The organism is Streptomyces kanamyceticus (genome assembly GCF_008704495.1).
In the GTDB taxonomy this organism is placed as follows: domain Bacteria; phylum Actinomycetota; class Actinomycetes; order Streptomycetales; family Streptomycetaceae; genus Streptomyces; species Streptomyces kanamyceticus.
The window spans coordinates 3,083,051-3,099,194 of record NZ_CP023699.1 but is presented as its reverse complement, the minus strand read 5'-3'; the positions used below and the strand labels follow the sequence as shown (position 1 = coordinate 3,099,194).

Here is a 16,144-nt window from a genome sequence, read left to right as displayed (position 1 = left end):
AGGTCGATCCATGACCGTTTTGGACGAGACCGCTTCCGCCGGTGATTCGGCGGGCGAGCCCACCGACGCGCGTGGCCGCGTGGCCGAGCTGCACGGGATCCGTGCCCAGGCGCTGCGCGGGCCCAGCGAGAAGGCGACCGAGGCGCAGCACGCCAAGGGCAAGCTGACCGCACGCGAGCGGATCGAGCTGCTCCTCGACCCGGATTCGTTCAACGAGGTCGAGCAGCTGCGCAGGCACCGCGCCACCGGCTTCGGCCTGGAGGCGAAGAAGCCGTACACCGACGGTGTCATCACCGGCTGGGGCACGGTGGAGGGCCGCACGGTCTTCGTCTACGCCCACGACTTCCGGATCTTCGGCGGCGCCCTGGGCGAGGCCCACGCCACCAAGATCCACAAGATCATGGACATGGCCATCGCGGCCGGTGCCCCGCTGGTCTCCCTGAACGACGGCGCGGGCGCCCGCATCCAGGAGGGCGTCTCCGCCCTCGCCGGGTACGGCGGCATCTTCCAGCGCAACACCAAGGCGTCCGGCGTCATCCCGCAGATCTCGGTGATGCTCGGCCCGTGCGCGGGCGGCGCGGCCTACTCGCCCGCCCTGACCGACTTCGTGTTCATGGTCCGCGAGACCTCGCAGATGTTCATCACGGGACCCGACGTGGTCCGCGCGGTGACCGGCGAGGAGATCTCGCAGAACGGCCTGGGCGGCGCCGACGTGCACGCCGAGACGTCGGGCGTGTGCCACTTCGCGTACGACGACGAAGAGACCTGCCTGGCCGAGGTCCGCTACCTGATCTCGATGCTCCCCTCCAACAACCGGGAGAACCCGCCGGCGCACGAGTCGGAGGACCCGGCCGAGCGCCGCTCGGACGTCCTGCTCGACCTGGTCCCCGCGGACGGCAACCGTCCGTACGACATGACCAAGGTCATCGAGGAGCTCGTCGACGACGGCGACTACCTGGAGATCCACGAGCGCTGGGCGCGCAACATCATCTGCGCCCTGGCCCGCCTGGACGGCAAGGTCGTCGGCATCGTCGCCAACCAGCCGCAGTCGCTGGCCGGTGTCCTGGACATCGAGGCGTCCGAGAAGGCCGCCCGCTTCGTGCAGATGTGCGACGCCTTCAACATCCCGATCCTCACCCTGCTCGACGTCCCCGGCTTCCTGCCCGGTGTCGACCAGGAGCACGGCGGAATCATCCGGCACGGCGCCAAGCTGCTCTACGCGTACTGCAACGCGACCGTGCCGCGGATCTCGCTGATCCTGCGCAAGGCCTACGGCGGCGCGTACATCGTCATGGACTCGCAGTCCATCGGCGCGGACCTGACCTACGCGTGGCCCACCAACGAGATCGCGGTGATGGGCGCCGAGGGCGCCGCCAACGTGATCTTCCGGCGTCAGATCGCCGCCGCCGACGACCCCGAGGCCATGCGCGCGCGCATGGTCAAGGAGTACAAGGCCGAGCTGATGCACCCCTACTACGCGGCGGAGCGCGGCCTCGTCGATGACGTCATCGACCCCGCCGAGACCCGCGAGGTGCTCATCAAGTCCCTCGCGATGCTCCGCAACAAGCACGCCGACCTGCCCTCGCGCAAGCACGGCAACCCTCCGCAGTAATCCTGCGCCGCAGTAGCCCACAAGGAGAACGCTGCACATGACCACCCCCGACATCCGCGTCGAGAAGGGCCACGCCGACCCCGAAGAGGTCGCGGCCATCACCGCCGTCCTGCTGGCCCGCGCCGCGGCCCAGCCCACCGCTCCGGCGGCCCGCCGCGGCCGCGACAGGGCGGGCTGGCGCCGCCTGGAGCGCACCCCGGGCTTCCGGGCGCCGCACAGCTGGCAGGGCTGATTCCCCGCTCACGGCTGCCCCGCCCTCCCACCGGAGGGCGGGGCTCAGCTGTTCCTGCGGTGGGTGCGGCCGTCCGGAGTGCGGCAGCTGCGGATCGTGCACGTGGGCGGCAGCTCCAGGCCGAACGGCAGGACGCATTCGGAGGCGAACCGCAGACACCGGGGGAAGGCGCCGCGCAGCGGCGGCCAGTCGCCGAGGTCGAAACCGCACAGCTCCAGGGCCGTCAGCCGGCCCGAGCGCACCATCTCGTCGATGCCGCGCGGCCGGCCGCTGCCCACCAGGACCAGCCGGGACAGGTGGGGGAGCCGGTCCAGCGCCGTCAGGTCGTACCCCTCGGAGATCTTGTTCAGCTCCAGCTCGGCCAGCGAACCGGGCAGGGCCAGCTCATCGAGCGGCGGCAGCGACGACCACGACCGCAGGGCCAGCATGGCCAGCGCTCCCAACCCGTCGAACCGCACGTTCCGCAAGTGCCCCTGCCCCGCAAGGCCCAGCGCCTCCAGCTCCGGGCGGGCGGTCACGGGGGAGAGGTCGGTTTCCCCGCGCAGCCCGTCCAGGAACAGGCCCCGTAGCGGCGGCAGTTGGTCGAGGCCGGTCAGGTCCTGGGCGGCGGAGAGGTCCACCACCAGCCAGCGGACCTCGGGGAGCCGGGCCACGGCGACCCGCTGCCCGACGTGGGTGAGGTGCAGCGCCAGCTCGTCCAGCGGCAGCTGCCGCAGCACCCGGCCGCCGTACTCCTCGGCGTCGAAGTACTCCCAGGCGCGCGCGAGGAGCCGGCGCACGTTCCTCCTCGGGTCCCTCGCGTACCGCGCCAGATTGGCCAGCGCGCCCTCGCCGCCGATCCGCACGCTGGTGAGGACGGTGGCCTCGGCGGCCGCGTCGGTCAGCCGGTCCAGGGACGGCGGCAGCCGTCTGAGCAGGGGAGTTCCCACGGCCGCCAGGTACTCCGCCTCCGAAGGCCGCTGGGGCGGGATCAGCCGGGCCAGCGTGCTGTCCAGGCGCATGCCCAGGGCGTGCGGCACGGACGGCATGGTCTCCTGGCAGGAGGCCGCCACCAGCCACAGGGCCCGCGTGTGCCGCGGCTCCTGCGCGGCCCGCTCCAGGATGCCGTGGAGCAGCGCCCCCTGCTGGGTCCGGTTCGCATGGCCCGCGGCCATGATCACGGTCTCCCGCCACAGGTCCAGGTGGGCCCGTTCCACCAGGTTCCCGATCCGGTCCTCGACGGCGGCCTCGCTCGCCGCGAGGTACTCCTGGAACGTCCGGTGCAGGAAGTCCAGACTGCCCTCGGCCGACGAGCGCAGCACACCGGAGCGGTGCAGCAGATGGTTCAGTACGTCGGGTCCTTCGAGTCCCTGGAGGTGCCGCATGCCGGCCAGCTTCGCGGTCACGTGCCTGGCCGCCTGGTCGACGGCGATCTCGGAGCGGTTGTTGTCGGACAGGCGCCAGGCCAGGTCACGCAGGACGCAGAGCTTGTCGGTGAGCGTCAGGCGCGCCGACAGCTCGTTGTGCACCCCCCCGGTCCGCGTCCCGCTGCTGCACCAGGACCTCCAGCGCCATCCGGTACAGCTCCATGCGGTTGCGCGGCAGCTGGCCGCGGCGGGCCAGGTGCATGGCGCACAGCAGCGCGGCGAGCAGCGGGTTCGTGGCCAGGGACTGCAGGTGCGGGCGGTCCTTGATGCTCGTCAGCAAGGACCGCTCGTAGCGCGGGAGGTCCTCCGAGAGACACGGCAGGTCCGCCTCGTGGCCGCTCACGGCCTGGTGCCACCGGCGGATGAACGAGGTGAGGTCGGCCGGTGTCATCCGCTCCAGGTGCAGGGTGCCGAACTCTTCCGCGCGCAGCCAGTCGAGGCGCTCCTCCGCGGGCCGCGAGGTGACGATGACCCGGGTCTTGCCGTAGCTGTTCAACAGGGTGCGCAGCCAGTCGCGGATGCCGCGGCGCGGGTCGGCGAGCAGCTCGTCCACGCCGTCCACCAGGAGCAGCACCCGTCCGTCGGCGAACGCCCGGTGCATCCAGCCCGCGGGCATCAGACCGGCGACCGGCGCCGCCGACCGGTCCAGCATCTCCTCCGGGGAGGGCAGGGCGCTCGCGGCGTACTGCCGCAGTTTGATGAGGACCGGGATCAGCCCGTTCCACTCGGCCAGCGGTCCGGTGAACGTCCCCCGCGCGGCCGTCACCGCGAGCCACTGGAGCAGTGTCGTCTTGCCCGACCCCGCCTCTCCCCGGAGCAGCACCCGGGGGGAGTCCTTGAGGGCGGCCTCCACGCGCATGCTGGCGGCGCGCTCGGAGTCGTGCTCCTGCCACTGCCCGGCGCCCGCGCGCGGCATGGCCCTGACGGCGTCCGGGGTGTGCCCGCGGTCGTCCCCGGTCGCCCGCAGGCTCACGTACGCCACCGACAGCTTGGTGCGCGGGGCCCGTTCGGAGGGGCCGAGGCCGAACAGTTCGATCTCGTCGAGGGAGCGGCTCACCAGGCCCAGGTACTCGCGCCGGAACGCCTCGTCCTGGCCGGTGCCCTCCGGCGCGTACAGCGAGCGGGCGGGCAGCCGCTCCAGGACCTTCTCCAGTTCGTCGCCGAAGGTGGTGGCCCGGGCGAGCAGCTCGGTCACCGCGCGTTCGGTGAACACCGGCAGGCGGCGCAGTACGCGTACGTAGCAGTCGCAGCACTCGCCCACGATCACCTCGTAGAAGCGCGTCTCCACCTCGGAGAAGCCGCTCGGCACCGGTGCCGACGCCCGGATGCGGCGGGCGAGCTCGGCGGGGACCAGGTCCGAGCCGAGGACGGTCTCGTCCGAGAGGTCGGCCCGTACGAAGGTGTCGGTGACCGCGGCGAGGACCGCCTCCCTGCCGTTCTCGGTGAGCCCTCGGAACTCGTGTTCGAGCAACGGCTGCACGCGGGCCGCGACCGCGTCCGCGATCTGCTGGAACTGCCGTTCCACGCTCCGCTGAGCGCGCAGCCCCGGCACCCGCAGCCGGATCAGCTCGCCCATCGGCGAGCCCGCCTGCTGCGCCCGCTCCTTGGGCGCGAGCCACAGGCGCACCGCCCGCGTCGCGATCGTCGAGCCAAGCCGCAGCGCAGCCGCCTCAGCACTCATGTGCGCATTGTCGGCGAACACACCCGAGGGCGGGGTCGGTTCACCGCATTCGTGGTGAACCGACCCCGCCCTCGGGCACGTACAGCGCGAGCGCTACCGCAGGCGCGCCATCAGCGCGTGCTCGACCAGCGTGATCAGCGCGCTCTTCGCGTCGGCGCGGTGTCGCGCGTCGGTCGTGATGATCGGGGTGTCGGGTCCGATCTGCAGTGCCTCGCGCACCTCGTCGGGCGTGTACGGCTGGTGGCCGTCGAAGCCGTTGAGCGCGATGACGAACGGAAGTCCGGAGTTCTCGAAGTAGTCGACGGCGGGGAAGCAGTCGGCGAGCCGCCTCGTGTCGACCAGGACGACCGCGCCGATGGCGCCACGGACCAAGTCGTCCCACATGAACCAGAATCGGTCCTGACCCGGCGTACCGAAGAGGTACAGGATGAGGTCCTGGTCCAGGGTGATGCGACCGAAGTCCATGGCCACCGTCGTGGTGGTCTTGTCTCCGGTATGGGTCAGGTCGTCGATGCCCGCGGAGGCGGACGTCATGACGGCCTCGGTGCGCAGCGGGTTGATCTCAGAGACCGCCCCGACGAACGTGGTCTTGCCCACGCCGAAGCCGCCCGCCACCACGATTTTCGCGCTGGTGGTGGAGCGGGCTGTTGCTCCGCCGCTAGAGCTTGCGAAGTCCACTGAGCACCCTTTCGAGCAGTGTCACGTCTGGCTGGCCGCCGGCGGTATCGTCGCCGCCGGGCTGATGGATGGCGACAAGTCCGGCCTCCGCCAGGTCGGCTACGAGGATCCGGGCGACGCCGAGGGGGATGGACAGGAGCGCCGAGATCTCGGCGACCGACTTGATCTCCCGGCACAAGTTGCAGATGCGCTGATGCTCGGGCAACTGGCCCTGCAACTGGTGCGGTTGTGCGGTGGTGTGCACCAGCGCCTCGATGGCGAGCTGGTAGCGGGGCCTGGTGCGGCCGCCCGTCATGGCGTACGGGCGCACCAGGGGGTTGTTCACGGACCCCGCGGGCGCCGGTTCGGGGGCGCGCCGTTGGGGCTGGACCGGCTGGATTCGGCCGGGTCCCTGGTCGTACGGGCGCGGTCCGGGAGCCTGGGGCTGCTGCTGGGGCGGGGTGTAGGGCTGGCGGCGGTGGCTCGGGGCGGAGGGGAAGTTGTACCGGTTCGGGCCGCCGTCGTGCTGACCGCCCTGGCCTTGACCAGGGGACCAGTGCGCCGAAGACGAACCGTCTGGGGGTGTTGCCACGTTGCTTCCTCCTCCAACTGTGCCGGGCACCATCACTGTGGAGCCGCGTCCCGAAACCTTACGGCCACGAGGCGCGAAAACGCACCGTCTGTCTGTTAGTTGAGAAGGCTCCCCTGGAGCTCCGCGCGCAGGTCCGGTGTGAGCACCGTGCCCGCACGATCGACAAGAAGTGCCATTTCGTACCCAACGAGACCGATGTCCGCATCCGGGTGGGCGAGTACGGCGAGGGAGGAGCCGTCGGAGATGGACATGATGAAGAGAAATCCTCGCTCCATCTCCACAACGGTCTGGGTCACGGAGCCGCCCTCGAAGATCCGGGAGGCCCCGGCGGTCAGCGAGGTCAGACCCGAGGCGACGGCCGCGAGCTGGTCGGCTCGGTCACGCGGGAAGCCTTCGGACATCGCCAGAAGGAGTCCGTCGGCGGAGACCACCACGGTGTGGGACACCCCGGGGGTGTTGTCCACGAAGTTGGTGATCAACCAGTTCAGGTTCTGCGCCGCCTGGCTCATCGGGCTCACACTAACGCTCCTGGTTGTAGGTGCTATCAGGGCTGAAGCCCTGGCCATTCGTGTCACTGCTTGCGGTGCGGCCCCGCTGGACGCCGCGGCGCAGGTTGCTCAGCCTGCCCCGCACTTCCTCGGGATCGCGGGAGACCTGGGGGCCGCCCTGTGGGGTCTGTTCCGCGGTGCCCTCGACCAGGTTGGCCTTGGGCACCCGCCGCGGGAGCCCGGACGGGGTGATCCCGCCCGCCTTCGGCTCCTTGAGGCGCTCGGCCCGCTGCCAGCGCTCGTCGTTGGACGAACGCCAGTCCTCGGGACCCTCGTTCGCGTCGGGAGCGCTTCCGTTTCCGTTCGAGGCGGAGGAGCCCCGGCGGGGGAGGCCCGCGTCGGTCATCTCGTGGACGGCGGACGGAGCGGGTCCCGGCCGGTCGAAGCCTACGCGCTCGGCGTCGACCGCCGGAGCGGATTCCGGTTCCTGGCCGTACTCGGGCTGATAGCCGTCACCACTGGGCCAGTCGTCCTGGCGGGACCGCTCCGGATAGGAGATCTGGGGGTCCTGGTAGCCGTCCTGGGCCGGGTAGTACTGCTCACCGGTGTGCTGCTCTTCGGCGTACTGGCCGGGGGCGTACTGCTGGTTGCCGTACTGGTCGTTGCCGTACTGGTCGCCGTACTGCTCGTTCCCGTACTGGTCGTTGCCGTACTGCTGCCCCTGGTCGTACGCGATCTGCTGCTGCCCGTCGTAGACAGGAGCCTGCTGTTCGTACGCACCCTGCCGCGGAGGCTGCTGCTGCGGTTCGATCTCGTCGCGGAAGAGCGGACGGTGACCCTCGGGCTGGTGGGCCTGCGCCTCGAGGGCCGCGCGGCGCTCCTCGCGCATCAGCGAACGGCCGACCGGGTCGAGTCCGTGCTGCGCCTCGCCGCCGTCACCGGGGTAGCGGGTGTCGTCGAAGCCGAGCTCCGCGGCCGTGCGCAGCGGCTCGGGCGCCAGCGCCTGCTGCTCGGGGATGATCGAGGAGACGGTGAACTCGGGGTCCTGCGCGTGGTGATCGCCACCGCCACCGTGCGTGATCCCGTCCGGCAGCATGACGAGCGAGGTGGTGCCCGCCTGCTCGCCCGAGGGGCGCAGCTGGACGCGGATGCCGTGCCGGTCGGAGAGGCGGCCGACCACGAACAGGCCCATGCGCTGCGAGATCGCGGCGTCCACGGTCGGCGGGTTGGCCAGCTTGTGGTTGATGTCCGCGAAGTCCTCGGCGGTGAGGCCGATGCCCTTGTCGTGGATCTCGACCATGACGCGGCCGTCGGGCAGCCGGGTCGCGGTGACGCGGACCTTGGTCTGCGGCGAGGAGAACGTGGTGGCGTTCTCCAGGAGCTCGGCGAGCAGGTGCACGAGGTCGGTCACGGCCAGGCCGTGGATCTCGGCCTCGGGTACGCCGGACAGCTCGATGCGCTCGTACTGCTCCACCTCGGAGGAGGCGGCGCGCAACACGTCGACCAGCGGGACCGGCTGGTCCCAGCGGCGGCCCGGCTCCTCGCCGGAGAGGACGAGGAGGTTCTCGCCGTTGCGGCGCATGCGGGTCGCCAGGTGGTCCAGGCGGAAGAGGCTCTCCAGCTGGTCCGGGTCGGCCTCGTTGTTCTCCAGGTCGGTGATGAGGGTCAACTGGCCCTCGATCAGCGACTGGTTGCGGCGCGAGAGGTTGGTGAAGATCGCGTTGATGTTGCCGCGGAGCAGGGCCTGCTCGGCGGCGAGCCTGACCGCCTCGCGGTGCACCTGGTCGAAGGCGCGGGCCACCTCGCCGATCTCGTCCGTGGAGGTGATCGGGATGGGCTGGACCCGGGTGTCGACACGGCCCGGGTCGGTGCGCGAGAGCTGGTCGACCAGCATCGGCAGGCGCTGCTCGGCGATGCCGAAGGCGGCGGTGCGCAGCTGGCGCATCGAGCGGGACATCTGGCGGGCCATGAGCCCGGCGAGGATGAAGGCGGCGAGCAGCGCGAGGACCACGACGGCACCGGAGATGTACGCGTCGCGCTGGGCCCCGGCGGCGATGTCGGACGCCTCGTCCACGGCCTTGTCCGCGAGGTCCGACTCGATGGTGCGGTACGCGTCGAACTTGGCGGTGGTCGTCGCCCACCAGGCCTCACGCGTGATGCCGTCACCGGCGAGCTCGACCCGGGCGCTGGGCTGGGTGCTCGACAGGGTGGCGAGGGCGGCGACCATCTTCTCCTGCGACGGCGGCGGGACGAACGTCTTGCCCTGGGCCTTCGCGGCGGCCGCGGCCTCCTTGGCCTGCTTCTCGCCGGCGGCCGTCAGCCGCTTCTTGGCGTCCTCCAGCTTGGCGACGTCCTCGGGGGTGCCGCCGCCGGTGTACTCCTCGATGGCGATGCGTTCGAGGTAGGCGTACGAGGAGAGCGAGGTGCGCTGCAGCGTGAGCGAGCCGGTGCCGGGGCCCGGCTTGACCAGCAGGTGCGTGCCGATCGAGCGCTCCAGGGAGACGGCTGCCTTGGAGAGCGAGATGGCGTAGACGGTGCGGCCGTAGCTGGTGATGTTTCCGGTGCCCAGACCGAGTTCGTTGGCGAACTCCATCAGGGGGTGCTGGATGGCGACGTAACCCTCTTCGGTCTTCACGCCGCTGAGCTTGGTGGTGTAGGCGGCCTGACGCAGCGGGGCGAGGTGCGGCTCCACCTTGTGGAAGCCCTCGAGGCGGCGGTTGAGGCCCTCCTTGTCGGGCATCTTCTTTGCGGCCGCGTCGAACTCGTCGGCCGCGCGGTCGGTGGCCTTGCGGGCCTTGAGCACGGCCGGATCGTTCCGGTCGCCCTTGAGCAGCGGGGCGGCGGTGATGTCGCGCTCTTCGATGAGGCGGTTGCCGTAGTTCAGCGACGCCCGCACCAGGCGGGCGGTGCTCTCGGCGTCCTGTGCCTCGTGCCAGGTGTCGATGGAGTCCTTGACCTGGAAGCCGCCCATGACGAGGCCGACGAGCACGGGTATGAGCAGGATCGCGTTCAGCCGGGTGGGCACGCGCCAGTTGCGCGGGGACATCCGTCCGCCGGAGGGAGCCAGGGGCTCGGTGCCGGGTGCGGCCGCGTCAGCGGGGGACGCCGCTGTGCGCGGCGGCGGGGTGAAGTTGCCCCGTGCGTCCCCGGTGGGGGATGCCGCGGGGCTCGGCTTGCTTCGCCTCACTCGACCAACAACCTCTCGGCGGCGGCACTCACGTCGTGCCGCTGTCGTCTCCATAGCCCGTGCTACTGGGCAGTTCAGCGCATTCCAGCACGTCAGGGGCCGCTCTTCCAAACAGTCGGAAGCGGAAGTCACAAGTGGCGTAAGCCTCAGATAAAACGGTCAAAAAGAGCGAGCCCCGCCAAAAGGCGGGGCTCTTGTGCGCGCAGCGGCACCAGATGACCGCGATGTGTGGCGGCCACCTGGCAATTCTCTGTCGAAACGTTATGAACACGGGTGGCGGCCGTGTCAAAGGACACAGGCCGCTCCGTGTGGACTACGGCAACTGCCGTATGGGTCTGCCTACTTGAGACGTGCCATAAGTGCGTGTTCAACCAATGTGATCAGGCCGCTCTTTGCGTCCGCACGGTGTCGCGCGTCCGTCGTGATGATCGGCGTACCCGGTCCGATCTGCAGCGCTTCGCGCACCTCGTCGGGCGTGTACGGCTGGTGGCCGTCGAAGCCGTTGAGCGCGATGACGAACGGCAGGCCGCTGTTCTCGAAGTAGTCGACGGCGGGGAAGCAGTCGGCGAGACGGCGGGTGTCCACGAGCACGACCGCGCCGATGGCGCCGCGCACGAGGTCGTCCCACATGAACCAGAAGCGGTCCTGACCCGGCGTACCGAAGAGGTACAGGATCAGGTCCTGGTCCAGGGTGATGCGGCCGAAGTCCATGGCGACGGTGGTCGTCGTCTTGTCCCCGGTGTGGGTCAGGTCGTCGATGCCCGCGGAGGCGGACGTCATGACGGCCTCGGTGCGCAGCGGGTTGATCTCGGAGACCGCCCCGACGAACGTGGTCTTGCCCACGCCGAAGCCGCCGGCCACCACGATCTTCGCGGAAGTGGTGGAACGGGTCGCCTCCGAACCGCTAGAGCTTGCGAAGTCCACTGAGCACCCTTTCGAGCAGTGTCACGTCAGGCTGGCCACCGGCGTTCTCGTCGCCGCCGGGCTGGTGGATGGCGACGAGCCCGGCCTCCGCCAGGTCCGCCACGAGGATCCGGGCCACACCGAGCGGCATCGACAGGAGCGCCGAGACCTCGGCCACCGACTTGACCTCACGGCACAGGTGGCAGATCCGCTGGTGCTCGGGGAGCAGACCCATCAGCTGGGCCGGGTCGGCCGTGGTGCTCACCAGCGCCTCGATGGCGAGCTGGTAGCGGGGCCTGGTCCGGCCGCCGGTCATCGCGTAGGGACGCACCAGCGGCTGGTCGCCCTCCATTCCGTACGACGCGTCGTTGCCGTACGGGTTGTGAGAGGCGGTGGGCGGGGTCATGGATCCTCCGGGCGGGACAGCAGGTCATCTGCGTGTGCCGTCTGACAGAGCCGGTGGGGGCAGTGTGGCGGCCGGACGGTTGGTCAGTACGTTCGGTCGGTGGGGCGGCCGAAGAGGGCAATGCTTCGGGCTAGTGGAGCAAACTGCCCTGCAGTTCGGCCCGGAGGTCCGGGGTCAGGACGGCGCCCGCGCGGTCGACGAGCAGCGCCATCTCGTACCCGACGAGGCCGATGTCGCACTCGGGGTGCGCGAGCACGGCGAGGGACGAGCCGTCGGAGACCGACATGAGGAAGAGGAACCCCCGCTCCATCTCCACCACGGTCTGGGTGACGGCACCGCCCTCGAAGATCCGGGAGGCTCCGGCGGTGAGGGAGGTCAGGCCCGACGCGACCGCGGCCAGCTGATCGGCGCGGTCCCGAGGGAAGCCCTCGGACATCGCCAGAAGGAGGCCGTCGGCGGAGACCACGACCGTGTGGGACACCCCGGGGGTGTTGTCCACGAAGTTCGTGATCAGCCAGTTCAGATTCTGTGCCGCCTGACTCGGACTCAACTAACGCTCCTGCTGGTGAGTGGGGAAACTGCCGGTCTGGCCGGTGCCGGCCTGGCGACCCTGCTGGATGCCCCGACGGAGATTCGTCAGCCGGCCGCGTACGTCATCGGGCGCACGCGAGACCTGCGGACCTGTGCTGTCCTGCTGCTGCTGAGCCGTGCCCGCGACCAGATTGGCCCGCGGGACGCGGCGCGGCAGACCGGATGTGGTGACGCCGCCCGCGGTGGGCTGCCTGACGCGCTCGGCCTGGCGGCCCAGCTCGTCGTTGGGGGAGGTGCGCCAGGTACCGGGGGCACCGGCGCCGTTGCCGGGATTGCCCGGGTTCCCCGCGTTGTCTGTGTTGGCCCCGTTAGCCCCGTTGGTCGGGGTTCCCGTGTTCGCGGGAGCACCGGTGTTCCCGGTGTTCCCGCCGAAGCTGTTGAAGGCGTTGAACCCGCCGTTGCCGCCCGAGGTCGGGGCGGACGGCGCGGCGGCCTGCTCCTGACGCTGGGGACGCGAGGGCAGCGGACGCTGGGGGGCCTGCGGCGCCTGCGGGGCCTGACGCTGCGGCGGCTCGGGTGCCTGGCCACGGCCACCGAACAGGTCCGTGCCCTGGTGGCCCTGGTCCTGCTGCTGGTCCTGGCGGCCCTGCTGCTGCTCCTGGCGGTCCTGCTCCTGCTGCGCGGCCTGCTCCTGCTGCGCGGCCTGCTGGTTCTGCGCGGCCTGCTGGTTCTGCTGCTGCTGGAACCAGTTGGTCTCCAGCGTGTCGTACAGCGGCGTACGACCGTCACCGGGACCGGAGGCCTGCTGGTTCAGCAGATCCTGCTGGCTCTGGCTGAGCGGGTCCCTGAGCGGGTCCGGCTGGCCCTGCTGTACCTGCTGTGCCTGCTGGCCCTGCGGGTCCTGCTGTCCGCCCTGGCTCTGGCCCGGCTGCTGCGACGAGGTCTCAGGTTGCTGGGGTATGCCCTGGTTCGGCTGGTTCGGGTCGCCCTGGCCGCGGCGCGGGGCGGGCGGACGCGGCACGGTGTAGTCGGGCATCTCCCGGCCGCCGTGCGGCGCCGGGCCGTTGCCCTGGTCCTGCGGCCTGCTCTGCGGAGCCTCCTGCGGCCCGCCGAACACGTCCGAGCGGACGAACTGGCCGGTGCCGTCGGTGCCGCCGGTGCTCTGCGCATCCGAACCGCTGTCCTGCCGCGGCTCGGGGGCGCCGGGCGGCGGCCCGTCGAAGTCGGGGCGCGCGAACTGCGCCGTGGAGCCGGGACCCTGCGTGTCGTCGACGGGGGCGGCGGGCTGGGCGAACTGGCCCGTGGAGTCGTGCTCCTCGTGCCCGCGCGGGGTGTCGAAGGGCTCGCGCGACACCTGCGGCTGCGCGTTCTCGTCGCTCCAGCTGGGCACGCGCGGCTGCGGGTTGCCACCCGGCAGCTCGGCACGGGGCCCGCCGCGCGGCGGCAGCTGCGGCCGACGCCCCTGGTCGCCGGGCTCGTTGATGGCGTTCGTGCGCTGCTGCGGCACCGGAGGCTGCGCGACGCCCGCGTCACCGCGGCCGCCCTGCTGCCCGAAGGCACCGGCGCCCGCACCGGCGCGGTCGCCCTGCTGCGGCTGACCCTGCTGCGGCCGAGCCGGGAGTCCGGACTGCTGCTGGCCCTGCGGAGCGGACGGCGGGCGCTGGCCCGCGTCCCTCGCCGGGAGCGCGGCCCGCGGACCGGAGCCCGCCACCTGGCCGCGGGGCGGCGCACCCGCGCCGAGCAGGCCGGGACCGCCCTGGCCACCCGCGCCGGGACCGCCGCGTCCTGGCCCACCGGGCAGACCGGGAGCGCTGTTGCCCGCGCCGACACCGCGTCGCGCCGCCGCCGCGCCCGCTGCGGCCTGTGCCGCGGCGGGACCGCCGGTCGGAGAGGGCGCGCCGGGCACCTTCTTGCCGCCCTGGGCGACGTCGACGGGCAGCATGACCAGCGCGGTCGTACCACCGGAGTCGGAGGGGCGCAGCTGGATGCGGATGCCGTGGCGCTGCGAGAGGCGGCCGACCACGAACAGACCCATGCGGCGCGAGACCGAGACGTCCACGGTGGGCGGCGAAGCGAGCCGCTCGTTGATCGCGGCGAGGTCCTCGGGGGAGAGGCCGATGCCGGTGTCGTGGATCTCGATCAGGACGCGGCCGTCGGGCAGCGCGTGCCCGGTGACCTTGACCTTGGTCTGCGGCGAGGAGAACGAGGTCGCGTTCTCCAGGAGCTCGGCGAGCAGGTGCACGAGGTCGTTGACCACGCGGCCCGCGACCTCGGTGGAGGGTACGGCGGAGAGCTCGATGCGCTCGTACTGCTCCACCTCGGAGGCGGCGGCACGGAGCACGTCGACGAGCGGCACGGGCCGGGTCCAGCGGCGTCCCGGCTCTTCACCGGCGAGCACGAGGAGGTTCTCGCCGTTACGGCGCATGCGGGTCGCGAGGTGGTCGAGCTTGAAGAGCGAGGAGAGCTGGTCCGGGTCGGCCTCGCGCGACTCCAGCTCGGAGATGAGCGAGAGCTGGCGCTGGATGAGGCCCTGCGAACGGCGCGAGAGGTTGGTGAACATCGCGTTGACGTTGCCCCGCAGGAGGGCCTGTTCGGCGGCGAGGCGGACGGCCTCGCGGTGCACGTCGTCGAAGGCCGCGGCCACCTGGCCGATCTCGTCCCTGGAGTGCACACCGACGGACTCGACGGAGGTGTCGACGTCCTGCGGGTCCGACTCGGAGAGCTGCTTGACCAGCTCGGGCAGGCGGTCCTGGGCGACCTTCGTGGCGGTGTCCTGCAGCCTGCGCAGCGAGCGGATCATGGACCGCGCCACCACGAAGGCGCCGACGAGCGAGACTCCGAGCACGAGCAGGATCAGCGCACCGTTGAGGATGGCGGACTGCTCGGCCTCGTTGCGCAGCTGGCGGGCCTTCTGCTCCATCTCGCCGAGCAGCGTCAGCTCGATCTTGGACATCGCGTCGATCTTGGTGGTGTCCGCGTCGACCCAGTCCTTGTAGGACCGCTTGTCCTGGAGCTTGATGCCGCCTTCCTGCTCGAGCACGCGCTTGGCGTACTCGTTGGCGGCCTTGGTGCCGGGGTTGCCGCCGTCGATCGGCTTGGTCAGCTCGTCGGCGTTGCCCGCGTAGATCTTGCTGAACGTCTGGAGCTCCGCGCGCTCCTTCTCGTTCGCGCTGAGACCGAAGGTGCGGTCGGTCTCGGAGAGCTTGCCGTAGTCGTCGTCGTTGGCGGGCAGCGCCGCGGCGATGATCGCGCGCTGTACGGACGCGTACTCCTTGGCCGAGGAGAAGGCGGCGAGGGCGCGGGTGCGCTGGATCATGTCCGGGTTGCTGGTCGCCTGCGCCATGTCCTGCGACAGCGCGAGCAGCTGCTCGACGAGCTGGCTGTAGGCCTCGACGGTCTGTGAGGTCGAGGCCTTGTCGGCGTAGGCGTCCTTGCGGACCTTGTTGATGCCCTGGAGCTGCTGGGTGATCTGGACCGCGCTGTGCCGGACGCCGAGGAGGCCCTTCTCGCCGTCGGTGTCGTTGAGGTCCTGGGTGCCCTGCAGGAAGTTCCGGTAGACGCGGTCGGTCTTGTCGCGCGCGCCCTTGACCGTGTAGTCGGTGGCCTTCGCGCCGTGCGCGAGGGGGCCCGCCGACTTGTCGCGCTCCTCCTGGAGCGCGGCGGCCAGCTCGGTGGCCTGCTTGGTCATGTCGGTCAGCAGCTTCATGTTGTCGAGCTGCTGGATCTCGTCCATGGACGAGTTGATGCGGAGCGCGCCGAGCGAGGTCGCGGTGATCACGGGGAGCGCGAGCAGCGAGACGAGGCGGGTGGAGATGCGCCAGTTGCGCAGGGCTATTCGGGAGCCGGGGCCGCTGGGCGTCTTGGCGCCGGAACCCTTCCCCTTGCCCTTGGCCGGGGCGGCCGTCAGGCCGGGGCCCGTGGTCCCCTGGCGCGCGGCGCCGGGGCCGCTGTCGCCGGGCGCACCCGGGCCGGGGTTCGGAGCGTGCTGGGGCGAGGAGCCGCGGTCGGTTCCGCGCTCCGGCTCCGCCGAAGCATCCCCTCGGCCGCGGTCGGCCTGGGGAGACCCCTTGCCATCCCTCTTGAAACGTCCCTGCACTAGCGTCGCAACCTCTGGACCAGGCGTCCCTCCGCGTAACGGCGGGACGGTGTCGGCGTCGTGGGGCGGCAAGCGCCCCATGGGTGGTCGTGAGTGACCGGCGCTTGCTCCCCCTCCCCGCCGCCACTCGGCGCTGCGTTGCGCCCCTGCGCGCCGGTTCGATCCCGCGGCGGTCCCGGGAATTCCAGCACAGTGCCGGATCTCCAACAAGGCCCGTGTGTCGCGCCGCGACCTACGTGACACGGTGTGAGTGCAGTGTCACGAGATGTAGAAAATGATCTAGGGGAAATCGGGCGCATCGCCCCAAATCAGTTGGGGGTAAGGGGTGTCCCAGTCTTCATGATCAGGAGCGG

The 16,144-nt window shown here is 71.1% G+C and carries 12 protein-coding genes; 2 read left to right on the top strand and 10 right to left on the bottom strand.

Features of this window, described 5'->3' with window-relative positions:
- The first annotated feature begins 10 nt into the window (after positions 1 to 10).
- Both CP970_RS12410 and CP970_RS12405 read left to right on the top strand, forming a co-directional pair.
- The gene (locus tag CP970_RS12410) at positions 11 to 1,612 is read left to right on the top strand and encodes an acyl-CoA carboxylase subunit beta (protein WP_055545922.1); all 1,602 of its coding nucleotides are present in this window, start codon (positions 11 to 13) and stop codon (positions 1,610 to 1,612) included.
- Between the two features lie 37 nt (positions 1,613 to 1,649).
- On the top strand, positions 1,650 to 1,844 hold the full coding sequence (locus tag CP970_RS12405) for an acyl-CoA carboxylase subunit epsilon (RefSeq protein WP_055545924.1): 195 nt from the start codon (positions 1,650 to 1,652) through the stop codon (positions 1,842 to 1,844).
- A 44-nt stretch (positions 1,845 to 1,888) separates the two neighbouring features.
- Here the strand turns inward: CP970_RS12405 and CP970_RS44920 are convergent, their stop codons facing one another.
- The 10 genes from CP970_RS44920 to CP970_RS12360 all read right to left on the bottom strand — a co-directional run bounded on the left by CP970_RS44920 (position 1,889) and on the right by CP970_RS12360 (position 15,791).
- Positions 1,889 to 3,352, bottom strand: a complete 1,464-nt coding sequence (locus CP970_RS44920) for an NACHT domain-containing protein (RefSeq protein WP_063806050.1) — start codon at positions 3,350 to 3,352, stop codon at positions 1,889 to 1,891.
- On the bottom strand, positions 3,294 to 4,931 hold the full coding sequence (locus CP970_RS44915) for an NACHT domain-containing protein (protein ID WP_224058391.1): 1,638 nt from the start codon (positions 4,929 to 4,931) through the stop codon (positions 3,294 to 3,296). Before CP970_RS44915 ends, CP970_RS44920 begins: the two co-directional genes overlap by 59 nt.
- 93 nt (positions 4,932 to 5,024) lie before the next feature.
- Positions 5,025 to 5,609, bottom strand: a complete 585-nt coding sequence (locus tag CP970_RS12395) for a GTP-binding protein (protein WP_030361923.1) — start codon at positions 5,607 to 5,609, stop codon at positions 5,025 to 5,027.
- Positions 5,590 to 6,180: a DUF742 domain-containing protein gene (locus CP970_RS12390; RefSeq protein ID WP_150493286.1), complete on the bottom strand. Its 591-nt coding sequence runs from the start codon at positions 6,178 to 6,180 to the stop codon at positions 5,590 to 5,592. The genes CP970_RS12395 and CP970_RS12390 overlap by 20 nt, the downstream gene beginning before the upstream one ends.
- Positions 6,181 to 6,275: 95 nt before the next feature.
- Positions 6,276 to 6,689 (bottom strand): roadblock/LC7 domain-containing protein, encoded by a 414-nt coding sequence (locus tag CP970_RS12385; protein ID WP_055564496.1) that lies wholly within the window; start codon positions 6,687 to 6,689, stop codon positions 6,276 to 6,278.
- Positions 6,690 to 6,699: 10 nt separating this feature from the next.
- Positions 6,700 to 9,855, bottom strand: a complete 3,156-nt coding sequence (locus tag CP970_RS12380) for a sensor histidine kinase (protein WP_055552775.1) — start codon at positions 9,853 to 9,855, stop codon at positions 6,700 to 6,702.
- Between the two features lie 339 nt (positions 9,856 to 10,194).
- Positions 10,195 to 10,779, bottom strand: coding sequence for a GTP-binding protein (locus CP970_RS12375; RefSeq protein ID WP_055552773.1), 585 nt, complete (start codon positions 10,777 to 10,779; stop codon positions 10,195 to 10,197).
- On the bottom strand, positions 10,760 to 11,164 hold the full coding sequence (locus tag CP970_RS12370; protein ID WP_055552770.1) for a DUF742 domain-containing protein: 405 nt from the start codon (positions 11,162 to 11,164) through the stop codon (positions 10,760 to 10,762). Before CP970_RS12370 ends, CP970_RS12375 begins: the two co-directional genes overlap by 20 nt.
- A gap of 130 nt (positions 11,165 to 11,294) precedes the next feature.
- Positions 11,295 to 11,714, bottom strand: coding sequence for a roadblock/LC7 domain-containing protein (locus CP970_RS12365; RefSeq protein WP_098244998.1), 420 nt, complete (start codon positions 11,712 to 11,714; stop codon positions 11,295 to 11,297).
- The gene (locus tag CP970_RS12360; protein WP_224058389.1) at positions 11,715 to 15,791 is read right to left on the bottom strand and encodes a sensor histidine kinase; all 4,077 of its coding nucleotides are present in this window, start codon (positions 15,789 to 15,791) and stop codon (positions 11,715 to 11,717) included.
- Positions 15,792 to 16,144: the final 353 nt, after the last annotated feature.